The sequence below is a fragment of the Acinetobacter sp. LCT-H3 genome (assembly GCF_001866125.1).
GTDB lineage: Bacteria > Pseudomonadota > Gammaproteobacteria > Pseudomonadales > Moraxellaceae > Acinetobacter > Acinetobacter schindleri.
Genome location: NZ_MODX01000013.1, coordinates 66,520 through 83,851 on the forward strand (window position 1 = coordinate 66,520; position 17,332 = coordinate 83,851).

At 41.0% G+C, this 17,332-nt stretch carries 15 protein-coding genes, 1 tRNA gene and 1 pseudogene; 6 read left to right on the plus strand and 11 right to left on the minus strand.

Going from position 1 to position 17,332, the window contains the following annotated elements:
• Positions 1–67 precede the first annotated feature (67 nt).
• Positions 68–763: a Crp/Fnr family transcriptional regulator gene (locus BK820_RS08735; protein WP_005222627.1), complete on the minus strand. Its 696-nt coding sequence runs from the start codon at positions 761–763 to the stop codon at positions 68–70.
• A 102-nt stretch (positions 764–865) separates the two neighbouring features.
• On the opposite strand from BK820_RS08735, the gene BK820_RS08740 reads away from it, so the two are divergent.
• A complete protein-coding gene (locus BK820_RS08740; protein ID WP_004815468.1) occupies positions 866–1,411 on the plus strand; it encodes an Mpo1 family 2-hydroxy fatty acid dioxygenase in 546 nt (181 codons plus the stop codon).
• A 57-nt stretch (positions 1,412–1,468) separates the two neighbouring features.
• Here BK820_RS08740 and ychF read toward each other — a convergent pair whose 3' ends face one another.
• The 7 genes from ychF to BK820_RS08775 form a co-directional block, all read right to left on the minus strand.
• Positions 1,469–2,560: a redox-regulated ATPase YchF gene (ychF, locus tag BK820_RS08745; protein WP_005222625.1), complete on the minus strand. Its 1,092-nt coding sequence runs from the start codon at positions 2,558–2,560 to the stop codon at positions 1,469–1,471.
• A gap of 112 nt (positions 2,561–2,672) precedes the next feature.
• Positions 2,673–3,332, minus strand: coding sequence for a methionine ABC transporter permease (locus BK820_RS08750; RefSeq protein WP_071320672.1), 660 nt, complete (start codon positions 3,330–3,332; stop codon positions 2,673–2,675).
• Positions 3,313–4,383, minus strand: a complete 1,071-nt coding sequence (locus BK820_RS08755) for a methionine ABC transporter ATP-binding protein (RefSeq protein WP_071320673.1) — start codon at positions 4,381–4,383, stop codon at positions 3,313–3,315. The genes BK820_RS08750 and BK820_RS08755 overlap by 20 nt, the downstream gene beginning before the upstream one ends.
• Before the next feature lie 10 nt (positions 4,384–4,393).
• Positions 4,394–5,224 carry a MetQ/NlpA family ABC transporter substrate-binding protein gene (locus tag BK820_RS08760; RefSeq protein ID WP_071320674.1) on the minus strand — a complete coding sequence of 277 codons (831 nt, stop codon included), beginning with the start codon at positions 5,222–5,224 and terminating at the stop codon, positions 4,394–4,396.
• Between the two features lie 19 nt (positions 5,225–5,243).
• The gene (locus BK820_RS08765) at positions 5,244–6,656 is read right to left on the minus strand and encodes an LLM class flavin-dependent oxidoreductase (protein ID WP_171260607.1); all 1,413 of its coding nucleotides are present in this window, start codon (positions 6,654–6,656) and stop codon (positions 5,244–5,246) included.
• An 11-nt stretch (positions 6,657–6,667) separates the two neighbouring features.
• On the minus strand, positions 6,668–7,891 hold the full coding sequence (locus tag BK820_RS08770) for an SfnB family sulfur acquisition oxidoreductase (RefSeq protein WP_071320676.1): 1,224 nt from the start codon (positions 7,889–7,891) through the stop codon (positions 6,668–6,670).
• Positions 7,892–7,902: 11 nt separating this feature from the next.
• Positions 7,903–9,105 carry an SfnB family sulfur acquisition oxidoreductase gene (locus BK820_RS08775; RefSeq protein ID WP_071320677.1) on the minus strand — a complete coding sequence of 401 codons (1,203 nt, stop codon included), beginning with the start codon at positions 9,103–9,105 and terminating at the stop codon, positions 7,903–7,905.
• 381 nt (positions 9,106–9,486) lie between these two features.
• On the opposite strand from BK820_RS08775, the gene BK820_RS08780 reads away from it, so the two are divergent.
• The gene (locus BK820_RS08780; RefSeq protein ID WP_071320678.1) at positions 9,487–10,251 is read left to right on the plus strand and encodes a glutathione S-transferase family protein; all 765 of its coding nucleotides are present in this window, start codon (positions 9,487–9,489) and stop codon (positions 10,249–10,251) included.
• 53 nt (positions 10,252–10,304) lie between these two features.
• Here the strand turns inward: BK820_RS08780 and BK820_RS08785 are convergent.
• Positions 10,305–11,595: pseudogene (locus BK820_RS08785) on the minus strand (hypothetical protein).
• Between the two features lie 359 nt (positions 11,596–11,954).
• On the opposite strand from BK820_RS08785, the gene BK820_RS08790 reads away from it, so the two are divergent.
• Positions 11,955–12,425 carry an Lrp/AsnC family transcriptional regulator gene (locus BK820_RS08790; RefSeq protein WP_004815486.1) on the plus strand — a complete coding sequence of 157 codons (471 nt, stop codon included), beginning with the start codon at positions 11,955–11,957 and terminating at the stop codon, positions 12,423–12,425.
• Between the two features lie 135 nt (positions 12,426–12,560).
• Here BK820_RS08790 and BK820_RS08795 read toward each other — a convergent pair whose 3' ends face one another.
• Positions 12,561–13,310, minus strand: a complete 750-nt coding sequence (locus BK820_RS08795; protein WP_071320679.1) for a YebC/PmpR family DNA-binding transcriptional regulator — start codon at positions 13,308–13,310, stop codon at positions 12,561–12,563.
• A gap of 256 nt (positions 13,311–13,566) precedes the next feature.
• Positions 13,567–14,127 carry a 1-acyl-sn-glycerol-3-phosphate acyltransferase gene (locus BK820_RS08800; protein ID WP_071320680.1) on the minus strand — a complete coding sequence of 187 codons (561 nt, stop codon included), beginning with the start codon at positions 14,125–14,127 and terminating at the stop codon, positions 13,567–13,569.
• Between the two features lie 777 nt (positions 14,128–14,904).
• On the opposite strand from BK820_RS08800, the gene BK820_RS08805 reads away from it, so the two are divergent.
• The 3 genes from BK820_RS08805 to BK820_RS08815 all read left to right on the plus strand — a co-directional run.
• Positions 14,905–14,981 (plus strand) — tRNA-Ile (locus BK820_RS08805).
• Between the two features lie 194 nt (positions 14,982–15,175).
• Positions 15,176–16,378 carry a tyrosine-type recombinase/integrase gene (locus BK820_RS08810; protein ID WP_071320681.1) on the plus strand — a complete coding sequence of 401 codons (1,203 nt, stop codon included), beginning with the start codon at positions 15,176–15,178 and terminating at the stop codon, positions 16,376–16,378.
• 41 nt (positions 16,379–16,419) lie between these two features.
• Positions 16,420–17,332 (plus strand): AAA family ATPase (locus tag BK820_RS08815; protein WP_249449725.1); only part of this gene is annotated, 913 nt, incomplete at its 3' end.

Genomic DNA, 17,332 nt, shown 5'->3' on the forward strand with positions numbered 1-17,332 from the left:
ATATTTTGTTTGTGTCAACTTAAGGCTGAGTCATATGCTCAGTCTTTTTGATTTTCTTAGTTCGGAATCAGTGAAGTGGAACGCCAGTCAATTGATGTAGTCGTTGCACATCCAGAATTTCAATCTGTTTAAAGGCAATTTTCAGGATATTCATTTTTTCCAGCTGTTGCAGTTCCTGATTAATAGTCTGGCGGGAACACATCAGCATTTGTGACAACTGTTCCTGCGACAACTGAATGGTACGGTTTTTAATGACCAGGTGATTGCCATAGCCTTGCAAAATAAACAGTAAACGCTGCGCTAGGCGTTGTTGCATGGTTTGGGTCTGAATAGAAAATAATTCCAGAAACACATAACGTAATTTCTGGCTCATGAGCTGGGAGATGTGAAACCAGAATGCAGGTTGTTCAGCCACCAGCTTATAAATAAATTGCGCGGGAATATGCAAGAGCAGGGATTTCTTGCAGGCGATGGCGTGATGAGAACGCGGCTGCTCATCCACCAATGAGATTTCACCAAACCAGACAATGGGTTCTACAATTGCAGAAACTGCCTCTTTACCCTCAATATTGATAGAACCTAAACCAATTGCACCTTCTAATACAGCATAAATTCCATCAAACACATCACCTGAATAAAATACGGCCTGGTCTTTATCGACGGATAAGGTAACTGCATGTTTCAGCAGGCTGTTCTGGAAATGAGAAGGTAATTTTGAGAACCAGGAATTTTTTTCTAATTCAACAAGATATTTTTCTTCCACTCGCTTTATTGCTCCAAGTTTTATGAGTTGTCGTCCAGCTGACAACTTATCTTTTATTGTTGCGCTATAGTCAAATTCTATGGCCAGTCAAGGAAGAATAATATGACCAGAGTAGAACGACTATTAAGCCAGTATGCAGCTTATCATTTAGACCGTAAGAATGTCATGACACATTTTATTGGGGTCCCATTAATTGTTTTTTCTATTATTTGTCTTACTGCACGTGTATCACTGATGATGTCCGGCTTTGAGGTGACTCTTGCCTTGGGACTTCTCATTGTTTCGATTCTTTATTATTTAACTATTGATGTATTTTTTGCATTGATCATGGCCTTCATTTTTATGTTTGTCTATCCTTATGCCTATAATGTGGCACAGTGGGATACTGGAACCTGGCTGAGTACCAGCGTTGGAATTTTTGCCATTGGATGGGCATTCCAGTTTGTAGGTCATTTCTACGAAAAGAAAAAACCGGCATTTATGGATGATCTGATTGGCTTGGCGATCGGACCTTTATTTGTTCTTGCGGAATTAATTTTCCTGTTCGGCTTTCGCAAGGAACTAGAAGCAAAAATGTTACTTGAAGCACGTAAGCAACGCTTGCTAATGGAACAAGACACCCCATATGCGGAAATAGCAGCTGATTAATCCTTTTTAAAATACATAAAAAATGCCCCGAATTATCGGGGCATTTTTATCTTCAACTTATACGTTGAAGCGGAAGTGCAGAACATCGCCGTCCTGAACGATATAAGTTTTACCTTCCAGACGCCATTTACCTGCTTCTTTGGCGCCAGCTTCGCCGTTGTACTGTACGAAGTCATCGTAAGCAATACATTCAGCACGGATAAAGCCTTTTTCGAAGTCAGTGTGGATTACACCCGCAGCTTGAGGAGCAGTCGCACCCACTTTTACTGTCCAGGCACGAACTTCCTGTACGCCAGCAGTAAAGTAAGTTTGTAGACCAAGCAATGAATAACCTGCACGAATCACCACGTTCAGACCTGGTTCTTCCATGCCCATAGCTTCCAGGAATTCAGCACGGTCTTCATCTTCAAGTAATGAAATTTCTGCTTCGATCTGGTTACAAAGTGGAACCACGATTGCATTTTCAGCAGCAGCCAGTTCACGTACAGCATCTAAATGCGGGTTATTTTCAAAACCGTCTTCAGCCACGTTGGCGATATACATGGTTGGTTTAAGCGTTAACAGACCAAAACCACGTACCAGTTTACGTTCGTCATCATCTAAGGTTGCAGCACGAGCAGGTTTGCCTTCATCTAAAAGAGGAAGAATTTTATCTAGAACTGCTTTAGTCGCGATCGCTTCTTTATCGCCACCTTTTGCAGATTTCGCTAAACGAGTCACTGCTTTAGTCACAGTTTCAAGATCGGCTAGAGCAAGCTCAGTATTAATGGTTGCGATGTCATCAAGCGGATCAATTTTGCCGTTTACGTGAATCACGTTTTCATCTTCGAAACAACGGACCACGTGAGCAATTGCATCAGTTTCACGGATGTTTGCCAGGAACTGGTTACCCAGACCTTCACCTTTAGATGCACCAGCGACAAGGCCCGCGATGTCCACGAATTCCATAGTTGTCGGGATCACGCGTTGTGGTTTTACGATTTCAGCAAGTTTGTCCAGGCGTGGATCTGGCACAGGCACGATACCGGTGTTTGGTTCAATGGTACAGAATGGGAAGTTTTCCGCAGCAATTGCAGCTTTGGTTAATGCATTGAAAAGCGTAGATTTACCAACGTTAGGCAGGCCTACAATACCACAATTAAAACCCATGAAATAACTCACAAAGCGTTATATAAAAATTGCCAGTGATTTTACATGAAAGCCATGACAAAGTCAGGTCATGGCTGAGGGCTTTGTTGAAAACTTATGAAAAGAGAGGTTTTTAAATTTTGCGTTTGTCGAGCTGATTGGACAGGGTGTCACCAGCGGTCTGAATCAGCATTACCAGAATAACCAGTACTACAATCACGGCCAGCATGATCTGCATATCAAAACGCTGATAACCATAACGGTATGAAATATCACCTAAACCGCCGGCACCAATCGCACCGGCAATGGCTGATGAATTGATCATAGTGACTAAGGTTACGGTAAAGCCAGCCACAATTCCTGGTAAAGCTTCAGGCAATAACACATGCCAGATGATCTGCTTACGGTTACAGCCAATGGCTTGTGCAGCTTCGATCAGTCCCTGATCCACTTCACGTAAACTGACTTCAGCAATCCGCGCAAAGAAAGGGGTAGCTGCCAAGGTTAAAGGCACAACTGCGGCCCAGACCCCATAACTGGTGCCGACAATCCAGCGGGTAATTGGAATCAGCGCGACCATCAGAATCAGGAAAGGCACAGAACGGGTGATATTTACAATCCAGCCCAAAGCCTGATTAATTGGTTTGGATGGATAAATGCCATGCTCTGAGGTACTGACCAAAACCACCGCCATTGGTAACCCAATCAGAAAAGCAACGATGGCAGAGACACCCACCATGATTAAGGTATCGGTAGTTCCCGTCAGTAATAAATCAATGAGTTGGTCGTGCATAGCCAATCACCTCAATCTGTGCAATGTGTTGTTTGAGTTTTTGCTGGAGCAGGTTGGTATCCAGATTGAGGTCAGCCACCGCGACAATCAGGCTGCCGACCAGATGGTTCTGGATACTGTCGATATGGCTCTGATAGAGGTAAACCGGATGATCAAAATGCTCAAAAATCACCTTTAAATCTGGTGAATACTGAACACTAGAGGCATAGCGCAGTTTGACAATGCTATGCGTGGTATCCGCGGTTACTTCAGGACTAATGGCAAATGGCAGTTCCAGTTGTTCCAGATTCAGCAGTTCCTGGGTAATCTGCTGCTGAGGATTGGAAAATACTGACCAGACTTCACCCGCTTCGACAATTTCACCTTTATCGATCACTACCACCTGATCGCAGATTTCACGGATCACCTGCATTTCATGCGTAATCAGCACAATGGTAATGCCAAGTTTCTGGTTGATTTCTTTCAGTAAAGACAGCACCACGGAGGTACTTTCTGGATCTAGTGCAGAAGTGGCTTCATCACAGAGTAAAATTTCCGGATGATGCACCAACGCGCGGGCAATACCGACACGCTGTTTTTGTCCACCAGAGAGCTGCGAAGGATAATTCTGCGCTTTTTTGCTTAAGCCCACCAGTTGCAGTACTTCATTGACACGTGCATTGATGTCTGACTTTTTATAGTTTGAAACTTTGAGCGGCAGAGCGACATTTTCCCAGACAGTTTTGGCAGACATCAGATTGAAGTGCTGAAAGATCATGCCAATGCGCTGACGTAACTGGATCAGTTCAGCATGGGTGAGTCCAGCCAGATCCTTCTGATGAATATGGATATGACCTTCGCTGATCTGTTCCAGACCATTCAAAGTACGTAACAGCGAGGATTTTCCTGCGCCACTTTTCCCGATAATTCCGAAAATTTTACTTTCAGGTATATCTAGGTTGATGTTCTTTAAGGCATGTACCGATTTGCCTTGTACCTCATAGTATTTATTCAGGTTACGGATTTTGATATGCGGGACGGAAAACGCCACCTGAGAACCAAAACTCACCATAGTATTCTCCTTATTTCCAGCCCGGGAACCAGAGCTTTGCACCAAAGTCAGCATCAAGAGCTTCCTTTACGCGAGGTGAATTCTGATAGATGTTGACAAATCTCTTCAGCTTGTCATTCTTGTCCTGATAGTCCTCACGCACTGCAAATAGAATTGCATAACGGTTGTCCTTATTAGAATCAAATAACAGTGCTTTTTCAGGATCAGCTGTTTTTGCCAGACGTAGATAGTGTGGATAGCCGAATGCCAGATCAACGTCATCAATGGCACGTGCAGTTTGTGGACCTTCAACTTCAACAAACTGCAGGTTTTTTGGATTGGCTGCAATATCTTTCAGGGTAGATAAGTGGTTATTTGAATCTTTGAGTGTTACCAGTTTTGCCTGTTGCAATAACAGTAGAGCACGGCCTTGGTTGACTGGATCGTTTGGTACCACAAATTTCGCGCCGTCTTTAAGTTCATCCAGACTATTAATTTTCTTGGAATATAGACCCACGTGAGTTGCTGCACCTTTAGCAAAGGCTTTGATTTTAAAATCAGTTTCTTTTTTAGCATTATCCAAAAACGGCTGATGCTGGAAGAAGTTGGCATCAATATCGCCATGATTCAGGGTGATATTTGGTGTATTCCAGTCTGAGAACTCGACCAGTTTGACATTTAGACCTTGCTGTTTGGCTTCTTCAGCTGCGACTTGTAAAGGTTTAGCGAAGGACGGGCTGATCCCAATCACCAGTTCATCCGAACCAGATTTCTTTTGCTGGTTCCACACCACCAGTCCGATAATGACGGCGGCAATAATCACCCCAATAATGGTGAATTTTGTTTTAACGGTTTGTGTCATGTTGCACCTCAAAATGAATTTATGCTGATTGTTTTTGCTTTAAGTTCGTATCTGCTGCTGAGGCGGAGTTTTGACATCGGAATTGCTGCACTGGATGAGCACTGGATAAGCGGTCTCCATGCTGAAACAGCTTGTGTCTGAAACTGCCTTGTTCATATTCAGTTTTATAGCGTCCGCGCTGCTGTAATTCAGGAATCACAAATTGGATAAAATCCTGATGCGATTCAGGTGCAACCGTGCGAGTCAGGTTGAAGCCATCAATACCGGTTTCATCAATCAGCTGAATCAGCTTTTCTGCTACCGTTGCGCCACTGCCAACGATCAGTGGATAACGACCACCCAGCATATGCTGCGCTTTCAGATCAGTTGGTGTAAGCTGTTGTTCTTTAAACTTGTTATTGACTGAAGCAATGCTGTTGGTTTGCTGGTAAGGAATTGGCTCATCATCGGCAAATTTGGACAGGTCAATGCCGACTGAACTGGAGAAATGTGCAAGACCAGCTTCAGGACTGGCATAAGCGTGGTATTCATTCAGTTTTTGATGTGCTAGTTCATCCGTTTCAGCAGTAACAACAGTAATACCGACAAAAATCTTGATCGCTTCAGGATCACGTCCTTGTTCAGTGGCCTGACGACGGATCTGATCTACCTGTTTCTTGATTTTGTCCGGATGATCACCACCAATAAACATGCCTTCCGCATGCTGGGTGGCAAAGGCCATACCACGTGGTGAAGCACCAGCTTGGAACAGTACCGGAGTACGTTGAACAGAAGGAGAAACCTGAAATACGCCCTGACTGCGGTAGAACTGACCTTGATGATTAACCTGATGCACTTTGGCTGGATCGGTAAAGATCCGCTGCTGTTTGTCTTTCAGCATGGCATCATCTTCCCAGGAACCTTCCCAGAACTTGTAGCACAACTGTAAAAATTCTTCGGCCTGCTCGTAGCGTCGATCATGGTCTTTCAGACCATTTTCACCGATCAGGCGCTGGGCACTGTCCAGATAACCGGTGACAATATTCCAGCCGATACGACCATGGGTCAGATGATCCAGACTGGCGAAGCGACGGGCGAACTGATAAGGCGATTCATAGCTGAGATTGACTGTAACGCCAAACCCAAGATGCTGGGTCACGGCTGCCATGGCAGACACGAGAGTGCTTGGATCATGACTCGGTAATTGAATCGATTCTCTTAGAGTCAGATCAATGCCATTCTGGTAGACGTCATAGACCCCGGTGATGTCGGCAATAAACAGACCATCAAACAATCCTTGTTCTAACGTTTTTGCCAGATCGATCCAGTAGCTCAATTCATTAAAGCGATGCGATTCATCCCGTGGATGAGTCCACAGGCCATGATTGATATGACCTACGCAGTTCATATCAAAGGCATTGAGCAGGATTTCCTTCGCTTTCGAGCTGTTCATAATATTTGTCATTACAACGTCCCCCGGCGTGGAGGCAGAACACCATTCAGCAAATAATCGGCAATGAAATAATATTTCCAGCGTGAAGCATCATGCAAGGTATGCACACGGGCATTGCGCCAGAAGCGGTCCAGACCATCTTCACGCTGGCTACCACGGCTGCCAGCCAGTTCAATGAGTTTAGAAGATGCTTTTAATGCAGTTTCGGTACTGTGTGCACGGGCTTTGGCAACATCCAGTGAGGCTTTGGCAACACTGGTTTCAGTCGGATTGGCTTTGGCAGCATCGACAGCGTACGCAGCCTGTTTGAGTAAAACTTCAGAGGCACGTACATCAGCAACTACGCGGCCGAGTTCAAATTTGGTCAGTGGATCATCTGTGACTTGGTCCACACCAGAATCAATCCACGGACGCGCCTGACGTACACGGTTTAAGGTTTCTTCGAATGCAGCACGGGCAATGCCAGTTTCAATAGAAGCATGTAGCAATTGTGCGAAAGGGCCAGAAATAGTGGGACGAGAGTAGGCAGTATCAAAACGTACGACATCTTCTTCAAGCACTGGAACATTGTCGAATTTCACTGTGCCACTGCCAGTGGTACGCTGACCAAAACCACTCCAGTCATCAATCAAGGTGAGACCTTCGCTGTCACGTGGCACAAAAGCCAGAAATTGCTGCTCATGTTCATCTACCACGAGGGTTGGAATGCGGTGCGCAAACAGGCTGCCGGTGCAATAGAATTTTTCGCCGTTAATGACATAACCTTGCTCTGCTTTGCGGATTGCAGTCTGGCGTTGTGCGGCAGTCTTGGTCTTGAACTCAGCCAGGGCATTACCGAAACGGGCGCCTTTTAGCACTTCGGCATAGAGTTTATGTTTTTGTTGCTCAGTACCGTTATTGCGCAGAATTTCCAGACCATAAAAATGATTTTGTGGAATCTGGCCAATTGAGCCATCTACACCGCTCATCAGGGCAATGACTTGTGCTACGGTATAGCTAGACACTTCTGCGCCGCCATATTCTTTAGGCACGGTAATTGCCCAGAGTCCACACTGACTATAAGCTTCGATTTCCTCGAACGGCAGAATACGTTCAGCATCACGCTGTACCGCACCCGCCTTGAATTGATCTGCTAGATTACGGGCAATTTCTAAGGCTTCCTTATCAGACTGGATGATATGAGCTTGCGCCAGCTGCTCGGATTGAAATGGAATAATGTTTTGAAATGAAGTCATGGCAAATCTCCTTAAATCCAGGCGTGGCGAGCAGGGAGTTTATGATTCAGGTAATAATCCCCGAGTGCATGCAGCTTCCAGCGGATCGGGTCATGCAGGGTATGTACCCGGGCATTGCGCCAATGCTGATCCAGATTGTGCTGACTGAGGCTAGAGCGGCTGCCGCCCAATTCCAGTAATTTTTCCGAAATATTTAAGGCTGCATCATTGGCATAGACCTTGGCTTCAGCCACCAGAATTGAGGCTTTAGCGGCCTGCTCATCAGTCATAGATTCCAGCTGATCCAGTTCATCTAGATATTCAGCGGCTTCATCCAGTAGTAAAATCGCGGCATCTAGGAGTACTGAAGATTTACCAACTTCCTGTAGGGTATAATGTTCTAAGCTGGCTTTTTCGACTTGAGCATCGACAATTGGACGTGCTTTTTGTACGGCAGTCAGCGTATCGGCAAAAGCGCCTTCGGCAATGCCGACATCAATTGCGACTTGCATGAGCTGGGAATAGGCACCACGATAGCTTGGTTGATTTCCTAACAGACGCTCATCAAAAATCAATAGCGGATCAACTTCGACATGCTGAAGTTTGACGGTACCACTCGAAGTCGTGCGTTGACCAAAGCCATTCCAATTGTCGATCACTTCCACCCCTTCAGCATTGCGGTCGATAATAGTGAGCACTACATGGCCTTCTGGATGAATCGCTTTAATCGCTAACCAGTGCGCGAAGCTACTACCAGTTGAATAGAATTTCTCGCCATCCACAAAATAGTGGCCATTTTCAAATGTTAAAGTGGTGGCAAGCGTCTTGGTATCTTTGGTATTGCGCTCTGGACCGCCATTGGCCAGACGCTTACCTTTTAGAATTTCGTTATAAATAAATTGTTTTTGTTCTTCTGTGCCCATGATCTGGATCATGTTGAGTAATGCAATCTGGTTCTGTGGAATCTGTCCAACACTAGAGTCAGCCTTATTAATAATCCGGAATACATGCGTCAGGGTTTTATTGGCAACAAATGCACCGCCGTACTGTTTCGGAATGCGCATGCCGCCCAGGCCTTTCTGGCTGAACAGGTCAATCTCAGCAAAAGGTAACAGACGTTGCTGATCACGCTGATTACGGCCTTCCAGGGCAAAGTCTGCAACCTGATAAGCAGCATTAATCGCGTCGAGATCATTTTCGATGATATGAACTTTTTCAGAAGTTAAACGAGACATAATGACATCCTAAATCGATGCCAAAACGTTACAGCGAAAGCTTTATGTAATTAAGCAATTGCTTTTGCAAAGCTTATGAAAAAAGCTATTTAGGACAAAAACTGCTAGATTCTTATAAATTTGGAATATAGTAACTGATTAAAATTAAATAGGTTTTGAATAATTTTTTAATTTTAGAAGATGAGTTTAAAGCGATGCATATCTGCTTTATAGATAATCAAGACAAAAAAATGTATAAAAATACTCATCGCCGTGTTGAATAAGCAACATCTTTATTTTGAATAAAAAGTTCATTGTATTTCCAGTCTGAGGTGACTAAAGTATCCGACTAAATTAGATGGTTTTAATGCGATCTAACCTAAAAACAAGCATGGAGATTTTATGCGCACCTTATACCAGTTTCCTTTATCACATTTTTGTGAAAAAGCACGTTGGATGCTTGATCATAAAGAACTGGATTATGTCGCACAAAACCTCATGCCAGGTGCGCATCGTGCCTTTGCTCGTCTTAAAACGGGACAGAACCGTCTGCCAATTTTGCGTGACAAGGAACAATGGATTGCAGATTCAACCCAGATCGCCTTGTATCTGGATCAATATTATCCTGAGCATCGTTTATTACCAGTAGAAGCACGCTTACGTCAAAAAGTGTTGGAGATTGATGAAATGACTCAGGAACTGGGACGTCATATCCGTCGCTGGATGCTGGCCCAGGCTTTATCTCATGATCATGAATCGATGGAGATCCTGATTGGTGAAAAGGGATATCTACGTCAGTTCGAAAAATTTTCCAAGCCTTTGCTTAAAACTCTTCTCAGCAAAGGTTATGCACTTACTGAAGATACACTTGCTCAGTCCCGTGAATATATTAAAGAAACAGTTGAACAGCTGAACCAGACACTGATCGAGAATAAGGGCGCTTATTTTGCGGGATCACGTTTTAGTCTGGCTGATATTGCAGTCTGTTCAATGTTGGCACCTTTGTTGGCAATTTCCGGTACGCCGTGGGAGCGTGATAGTTTTGAATCAATGTCAGATGAATATCGGGATTATCAGACCTATCTCTCGGAATTGCCTTTAGGCCAATATATTAAAAACATCTATCGTCATGAACGTAATGCTCGTATTGATTGGCGCGGTGTATAAGTTAAATAGTGAAATAAAAAAACGCGCTTAAAGCGCGTTTTTTTATTTGATACTTAGCCCCAAGGGTTTGTGAGATCAATATCACTCTGTTTATTAAAGCCACTGAGAAGTGAGCTAAAGTCAAACTTCGGTAATGGACTGCCGCTCGAGATATTGGAAATTGTTTCTTTGATGGTCGGAATAATTTCAGTAATACTGATATTGTTATCAACTGAGCTACCACCTGAAATAAGATCACCTAATTCTGGAATAATGCTCGAACCTAAGTCGCCTAGACTTCCATCAAGTAAGCCTTCAAATGCATTTGAACCTAAACCATTGCCTAGGTCGCCTAAACCACCCAGTAAGCCACTCAGATCAGAGCTATCATTTGCACTCACGAGGCCACCAAGTAAATTGGTCAATTGTGAAAGGTCGAAGTTACCGCCATTATTGCTGAAGCCAGAAATAATATCGGTAATCGCACCTAGATCGAAGTCACCAAGACCACCAGAGCCACCAATTAGACCACCAACGAGTTGAGCGATCTGCGCGATATCAATATCACCATTCCCGCCAATCAGATTGCCGACTAGTCCTGCAATTGCGCCGATATCAACACCTTCAAGACCGCCAGAACTNTATCACCATTCCCGCCAATCAGATTGCCGACTAGTCCTGCAATTGCGCCGATATCAACACCTTCAAGACCGCCAGAACTGCCAATTAGACCGCCAACGAGTTGAGCGATCTGCGCGATATCAATATCGCCATTCCCGCCAATCAGATTGCCGACTAGTCCTGCAATTGCGCCAATATCAACATCTTCAAGACCGCCAGAACCACCGATTAAACCACCGACAAGCTGAGCGATCTGACCGATATCAATGTCACCGCCTTGCAGAAGGTTGCCAGCCAGGTCAGCAATTTTACTGAGATCTAAATTACCGGAACTGCCACCAATTAACCCACTGACTAATTTAATCACGGCATTTAAATCTAAATTTGATGTATTGTTACCCATTAAACTACCCAGCAGATTACTGATCGAACCCAGATCAAAACTGCCACCGTTGGCTTGAGTGAGTTTGCTAATTAAGCTGTTAATATCAAGTTTTGTAGCATTCGAACCGGTAAATTGAGTAATTAAATCAGTCAGGGAGCTTGAACTTAAACTCTTACCTGAAAGTAAGCTATTTAAGAGGGAGTCTAGGGAAGGAGTAGCGGGAGTAGAACCCGTGATAGAACCATAATGCCAGAAAGACTGCCACCTAATAAACCGCTAGGTAAACTCTTGTTTTGCGTTTCTGTCGTGAGCACCGGGCTGAGTTTACTTTTAATTGAACTAAAAATACTGAAAGCCATAACCGTTCCTTGCGTTTTTGTCTTGTTTTGATTATTTTGCGTTGTAAATAAAACGCCTAATTTTTATTTAATTTCTATACAAGTGTAAATTTAAGCATGAATAATCACGTTTTGAAAATAGTATTATTTGCCTGAATAAAGTTTTAAATAGATTAATTTATTATAAATAATAATGGTTTATTAGATATTTGCGTTTATCTAAAATATATTTTATGCGATGAATGACTATCGAAATGACTTAAATTTCCTCTAGATCATCATCTGGTATTTTTTTGCAAATATCTGGTAATTTATGAAAAAAATATCAATACTATGCGTAAAATAATGATGTATTTTAATAAAGTGGCAAGAGATTAAAGATGGAATTAGATCGTTTTGATAAGCACATTCTTGAAATTTTGACCCATGAAGATGTCAATTTGAATGAACTCTCTGAACGGGTGAATCTTTCGGTCAGCTCGGTTCACCGCCGTATTAAACAGTTGATTGACCATAATATTATTAGTGGTCTAAAACGGGAAATTAATTATCAAAAGCTTGGTTTCAGTCTGCATGTACTTTTGCAGGTTTCCTTAAGCAAACATGATAGTGACACTTTTGCCAAATTTCTGGGTGAGCTGGAAAGTATTCCTGAAGTGATTAATGCCTTTCTGGTAACAGGACAATCGGCAGATTTTATTGTCGAAGTAGTCGCACGTGATATGGAAAACTACAGTGAGATCCTGCTTAACAAAATCGGCAAGATTGAACATGTGGTCGCACTGCATTCCAGCTTCGTGATCAAGGAATATAATGTTTTTAACTGTAGTGGCTTACTCAATAAAGTTTAATTGAAGGAATAGCACTATCTAAATATTTGTCTCCGAATAACTAAGTAAATTGATTGAAATCACCTACAAAATGATTCCATAAGATAGATCAAAATAAAAAACGCACCCAAAGGTGCGTTTTTGTTTTCCTGAAGATTAAGCGTCTAGCTGAGCCAATACTTCTTCAGAGAATTCAACGTTGGTATAAACGTTTTGAACATCGTCCAGATCTTCAAGCATATCAATCATTTTCATGATTTTTTTCGCTTGATCTATATCCGTGATTTCAGCTTTGGTAGAAGGGCTCATCACAACTTCAGCATTATCAGATTTTAACCCTGCAGCAGCTAAAGCATCCTGAACTGTACCGAAGCTTTCTGGTGTAGTAACGACCAGGATTTCATCTTCATTAACTTCGATGTCTTCAGCACCAGCTTCAAGAGCGACCTCCATGATTTGATCTTCTAAAGACACATCTTCAAAAGTAATCTCACCACGTTTGGTGAACAAGAATGCAACTGAACCATTAGTCCCTAAGTTACCATCAGTTTTAGAGAAGCAGTGACGTACGTCAGGTACAGTGCGGTTCAGGTTGTCTGTCATTGTTTCTACAATTACGGCAACACCACCTACGCCATAACCTTCATAAGTTACTTCTTTAAGATCGTCGTTATCTTCGCCGCCTGCGCCACGTTGAATCGCACGGTTGATCACATCACGTGTCATATTTACAGACAATGCTTTTTCGACAACAGCACGTAAACGTGGGTTGCTACCCGCATCTGGTCCGCCGAGTTTTGCAGCAGTAGTTAATTCACGAATATATTTGGTAAAAAGTTTACCGCGGCTAGCATCTTGTTTTGCTTTACGATGCTTAATATTGGCCCACTTGGAATGACCCGCCATGCGAAATATGCTCCTTGTAGATTGGCTGTATGCCTATCGAATTGGGCAAATTCTACCATAAGGGCTTTTTTTAAAAAAAGAGCTTGGTTTTTAGATTTAACGATAATGACAAAAAAATAGACGCACTGAGAAATTTATTCGGGAATTAAAGGTAATAATTTAGCTTAAAAATAAAAAATATTTATTGTGTAAAAGAGTATAGAAGGAGAAGAAGAAATGAGATGTTAGGTCATGCATAACATCTCATGGACATACATTATTTTTTTTCAGGGATCACGATGTCCAGACCGACATTGTCTTTATAAAGCTGTTTCATTAAAGCCAGGTCATGTTCAAGGTCTGTTGGATAAATTTTTCCGAAAATGCCACCCTGTTTGGTTTTAGAGTTGGCATACATGAGTACAATCGGCACATTCGCTGCTTTGGCAATATGCCAAAAACCGGTACGAATTGGTCGACGCGCTTCACCATTTTTGGCACGAGTCGCTTCAGGTGCAATCACCAGATTGAATTTTTCATTGCTCTGAAAAAGTTCAACCATCTGGGTCACAATATCCTTGCTCGATTTACGATCTACCGGAATACCACCAATGCTTTCTAACAAGGGCTTAAATGGGCCTTTAAATAATTCTTTTTTAATCAAAGTATGAATTTTGATGTCGTACATCTGAAATAAGGCCAGAGAAAGCACGGCATCCATCATTGAAGTATGCTCAAAGCCCACAATCACTTGCTTGTCTTCAAGCACATTTGGTTCAACGTGATATTGCCAGCCTGCAAGTTTAAACGCAGATTCGCCAATGAATTTCTTAAACATAGGGGATGGAGTGTGTGAAAAAAACATAATTTGTGCTTGTTCTTATATTTCGTCAAGTGGAATTAATTTAAAAGCCTTAAATACATTCAAAAAGCAAGTGAATAAATATATGGAGTAATGGTTAATTAAGATCTAAAAACAATAACAAAATTAATTTTAATTAGTTAAACATCTTATAATAGATAAAAATACTCTTAAAAATGCTAAAAAATGGCTGTTCAGTACTAAAAATAGTTATTAGACTTTTGTCGAAGCCCAAGGATATGTTTCGGCTTTAAGACACTTCCAATCATGTTCGCGAGAGAGGATAAAGAATGACTTACTTAACGGCTTTGGTGCTCTCATTGTTCATTTTTGCACTCATTGTTGTATGGTCTTTGATCGAAATTTATCTGGATATGCGCAAAAAAGAGAATTTGGAGCACGAAGCTTAAGCTTTTAATTAATTTCATAGCTGAATTGATCCGGATATAAAAATTAATTCAGCCATTCAAAGTATGTAAATAATTATATATAAAAAGTATAAAAGCATAGTTGAGAGTTAATTTTTAAATATATTTTGATAGCAGCTCTGTTTTGTAAAGAAATGGAAATTTTCCTTCTGAATGACTATGAGAGCCTTCTAAAGTATGAGGAATTTCCAAAGTGTCTATTTTTTCTAATTTATAATTGCTGATGAAGTGTGCAAGTGGGCATAAAAAGGCTTGTCTTTTAAAAAAATCTTAGCTAGTATTCTTGTCGCCTAAACCTATTGATAAATAAGGTTTTCAGCATATAGGGCCTATAGCTCAGTTGGTTAGAGCAGCGGACTCATAATCCGTTGGTCGACAGTTCAAGTCTGTCTGGGCCCACCAGTTTTTTGTAATCATATGCACAGTTTTGTAATGATTTAATATATAAACCCATGAATTATAATGATTCATGGGTTTTTTATTTCTGCTTTTTGCACAACTATGTTTGGCTATGCACAGCTTTATTTGGCCCTCTTGTGTATCCAATCTTGTATCCGATACTCTTTCTGCATTACTCGGATACAAGAGATTCTGCTATGAAAAGAACGGCTTTAGATAACATCAAACAAATCAAAGATACCCACCTTCTTAATCTTGAACCTGAGGATAAGGAGTATCGTATTTCATGTGATGCTGGGCTTTATTTTCGTGTATCACCAAAAGGAAAAAAAACTTGGCAAGTCCGCTTTAAGGATGAGGTAGGGAAGTGGAAATGGCACAGTATTGGAAGTTATCCGCAGTTATCGCTTGTAGCAGCTAAACTTGAAGCTTCAACTATTTTTCTTAAGTTACAGCAAAATGAAAAAGTATTAACAAAAAAAGAAATTGAATTGCAAAAGATTGAGGAACAACAACTTAATTTAAAAAGTTTGATGTATGACTGGCTTGATACTAAGAAAACAACTTGGGCTGCAATAACAATAAAGAAAGAAACTCAATCAATTGAAAAACGTATCTTATCTGTTTTTGGTGAATTGGATTTCACCAAAATTTCACCTCAACAATGGCTGACATTTTTTCAGGATATGCTTAGAAGTGAAAGTATTTACAATCGTGTAGAGAAACTAGTTTCACATTGTCGCAATGCCTATGATCTTGCAAAGTTTCATGGACAAATAGAGTCGAACCCTTTGGATGGAATTTTGAAGTATCTTGATAAAGGTAGTAAAGGGAATATGAAGCATGTCAGTCTTCAGGAACTGCCCGAGTTGGTGCAGTCTATTCGAAGCTATAGAAATTCGCATACAGCAATTGCTTTAGAGTTACTTGTTATTCTTTTTCCTCGACCACAAGAATTGCGTTATGCAAAATGGCAAGATTTTGACTTTGAGAAAAAAATCTGGATAAAGCCTGCCGAAACAATGAAATGTGGTATTACCCATGTTGTACCTTTACCAAAACAGGCAATAGAACTGTTATTTAAATTAAAAGAAATTAGGACAGTATCGGATTTTTTATTTCCTAGCAGAGACAGCCTTATACAGCCAATGAGTGAAGCAACTTTAAATAATGCTTTGAAAAATCTAGGCTATCGAGGCCGTCAAAGTCCACATGGATTTCGACATATTGCAAGTACTGCCTTAAATAATCAATTCAGTGATAAAGAACAAGTTATTGAAGCATGTTTAGCTCATAAAAAACATGGTGTAAAAGCTGTGTATGATAAATCCACGCATTTAGGGGAACGTATTGAAATTATGCAATGGTGGGCTGATTATTTAGAACAGTTATGTTTCTAATAGTGATTAAGACAAGCATTGCTTAAATCTCTATTGGATGTATGATTAATGCATTAAATAACAATGGTCTAGATACAATGAAAGTCACATCTTTAGAATTAAAGGATGTTGGGGGAATCCCATACCTAAAATTAGAGGAAATTAATCCACGAATGAATATTATTTGTGGAGAAAATGGGGTTGGGAAAACAACGGTTCTTGAAACCATAGGACATATTTTTACAAATCAACATACTCCAACTCTAAAAAAGAAAATAAATTCTGAAAATGCTTTGATTGTAGCTTTTGTTTTAGATGATCATAATAATATGCAAAATACCCAAATCACGCTTTATGAACATGAGCCTCAAAAAACTTTTCATATACCTGGGCTAGGTGCATATTCAAAGAAATTACTCTCTTTTAAAGTTGATCGTACTTTTACATATCAAAGAATTGATGCGATAAGAAAAGATGAAGATAAGAATGAACATCATACAAGTCAGCAGTCGATCACGGGAATTAATTATCATGATATAAAAACGTGGTTTATTCACCGACATTTATATTCAGTTCATCCACAAGCACTAGAAAAAGAACAATTAGAAAATTTTGAATTTGCAAAAAGTTGTTTTTCTATTTTAAATAATAATTTTACATTTAGTAGGGTTGATCCCAATGAGAATGAAATCATGATAAACACTCCAAGCGGAGAAATTTATTATGAGTATTTATCTTCTGGATTTAAGTCAACAATATCTATTGTATTCGGAATTATTAAAGAAATAGAAATGCGCTTCAAAGCACCTTACATGATTGCACAAGATTTCGATGGAATAATATTAATTGATGAAATTGAACTTCATCTTCATCCAGAATGGCAAGGTCGTATTTGCTCGGTTCTTAAAGAAGTGTTTCCTGAAGCTCAGTTTTTTATCTCAACTCATAGTCCTCATGAACCGTACCGGGTTTGTC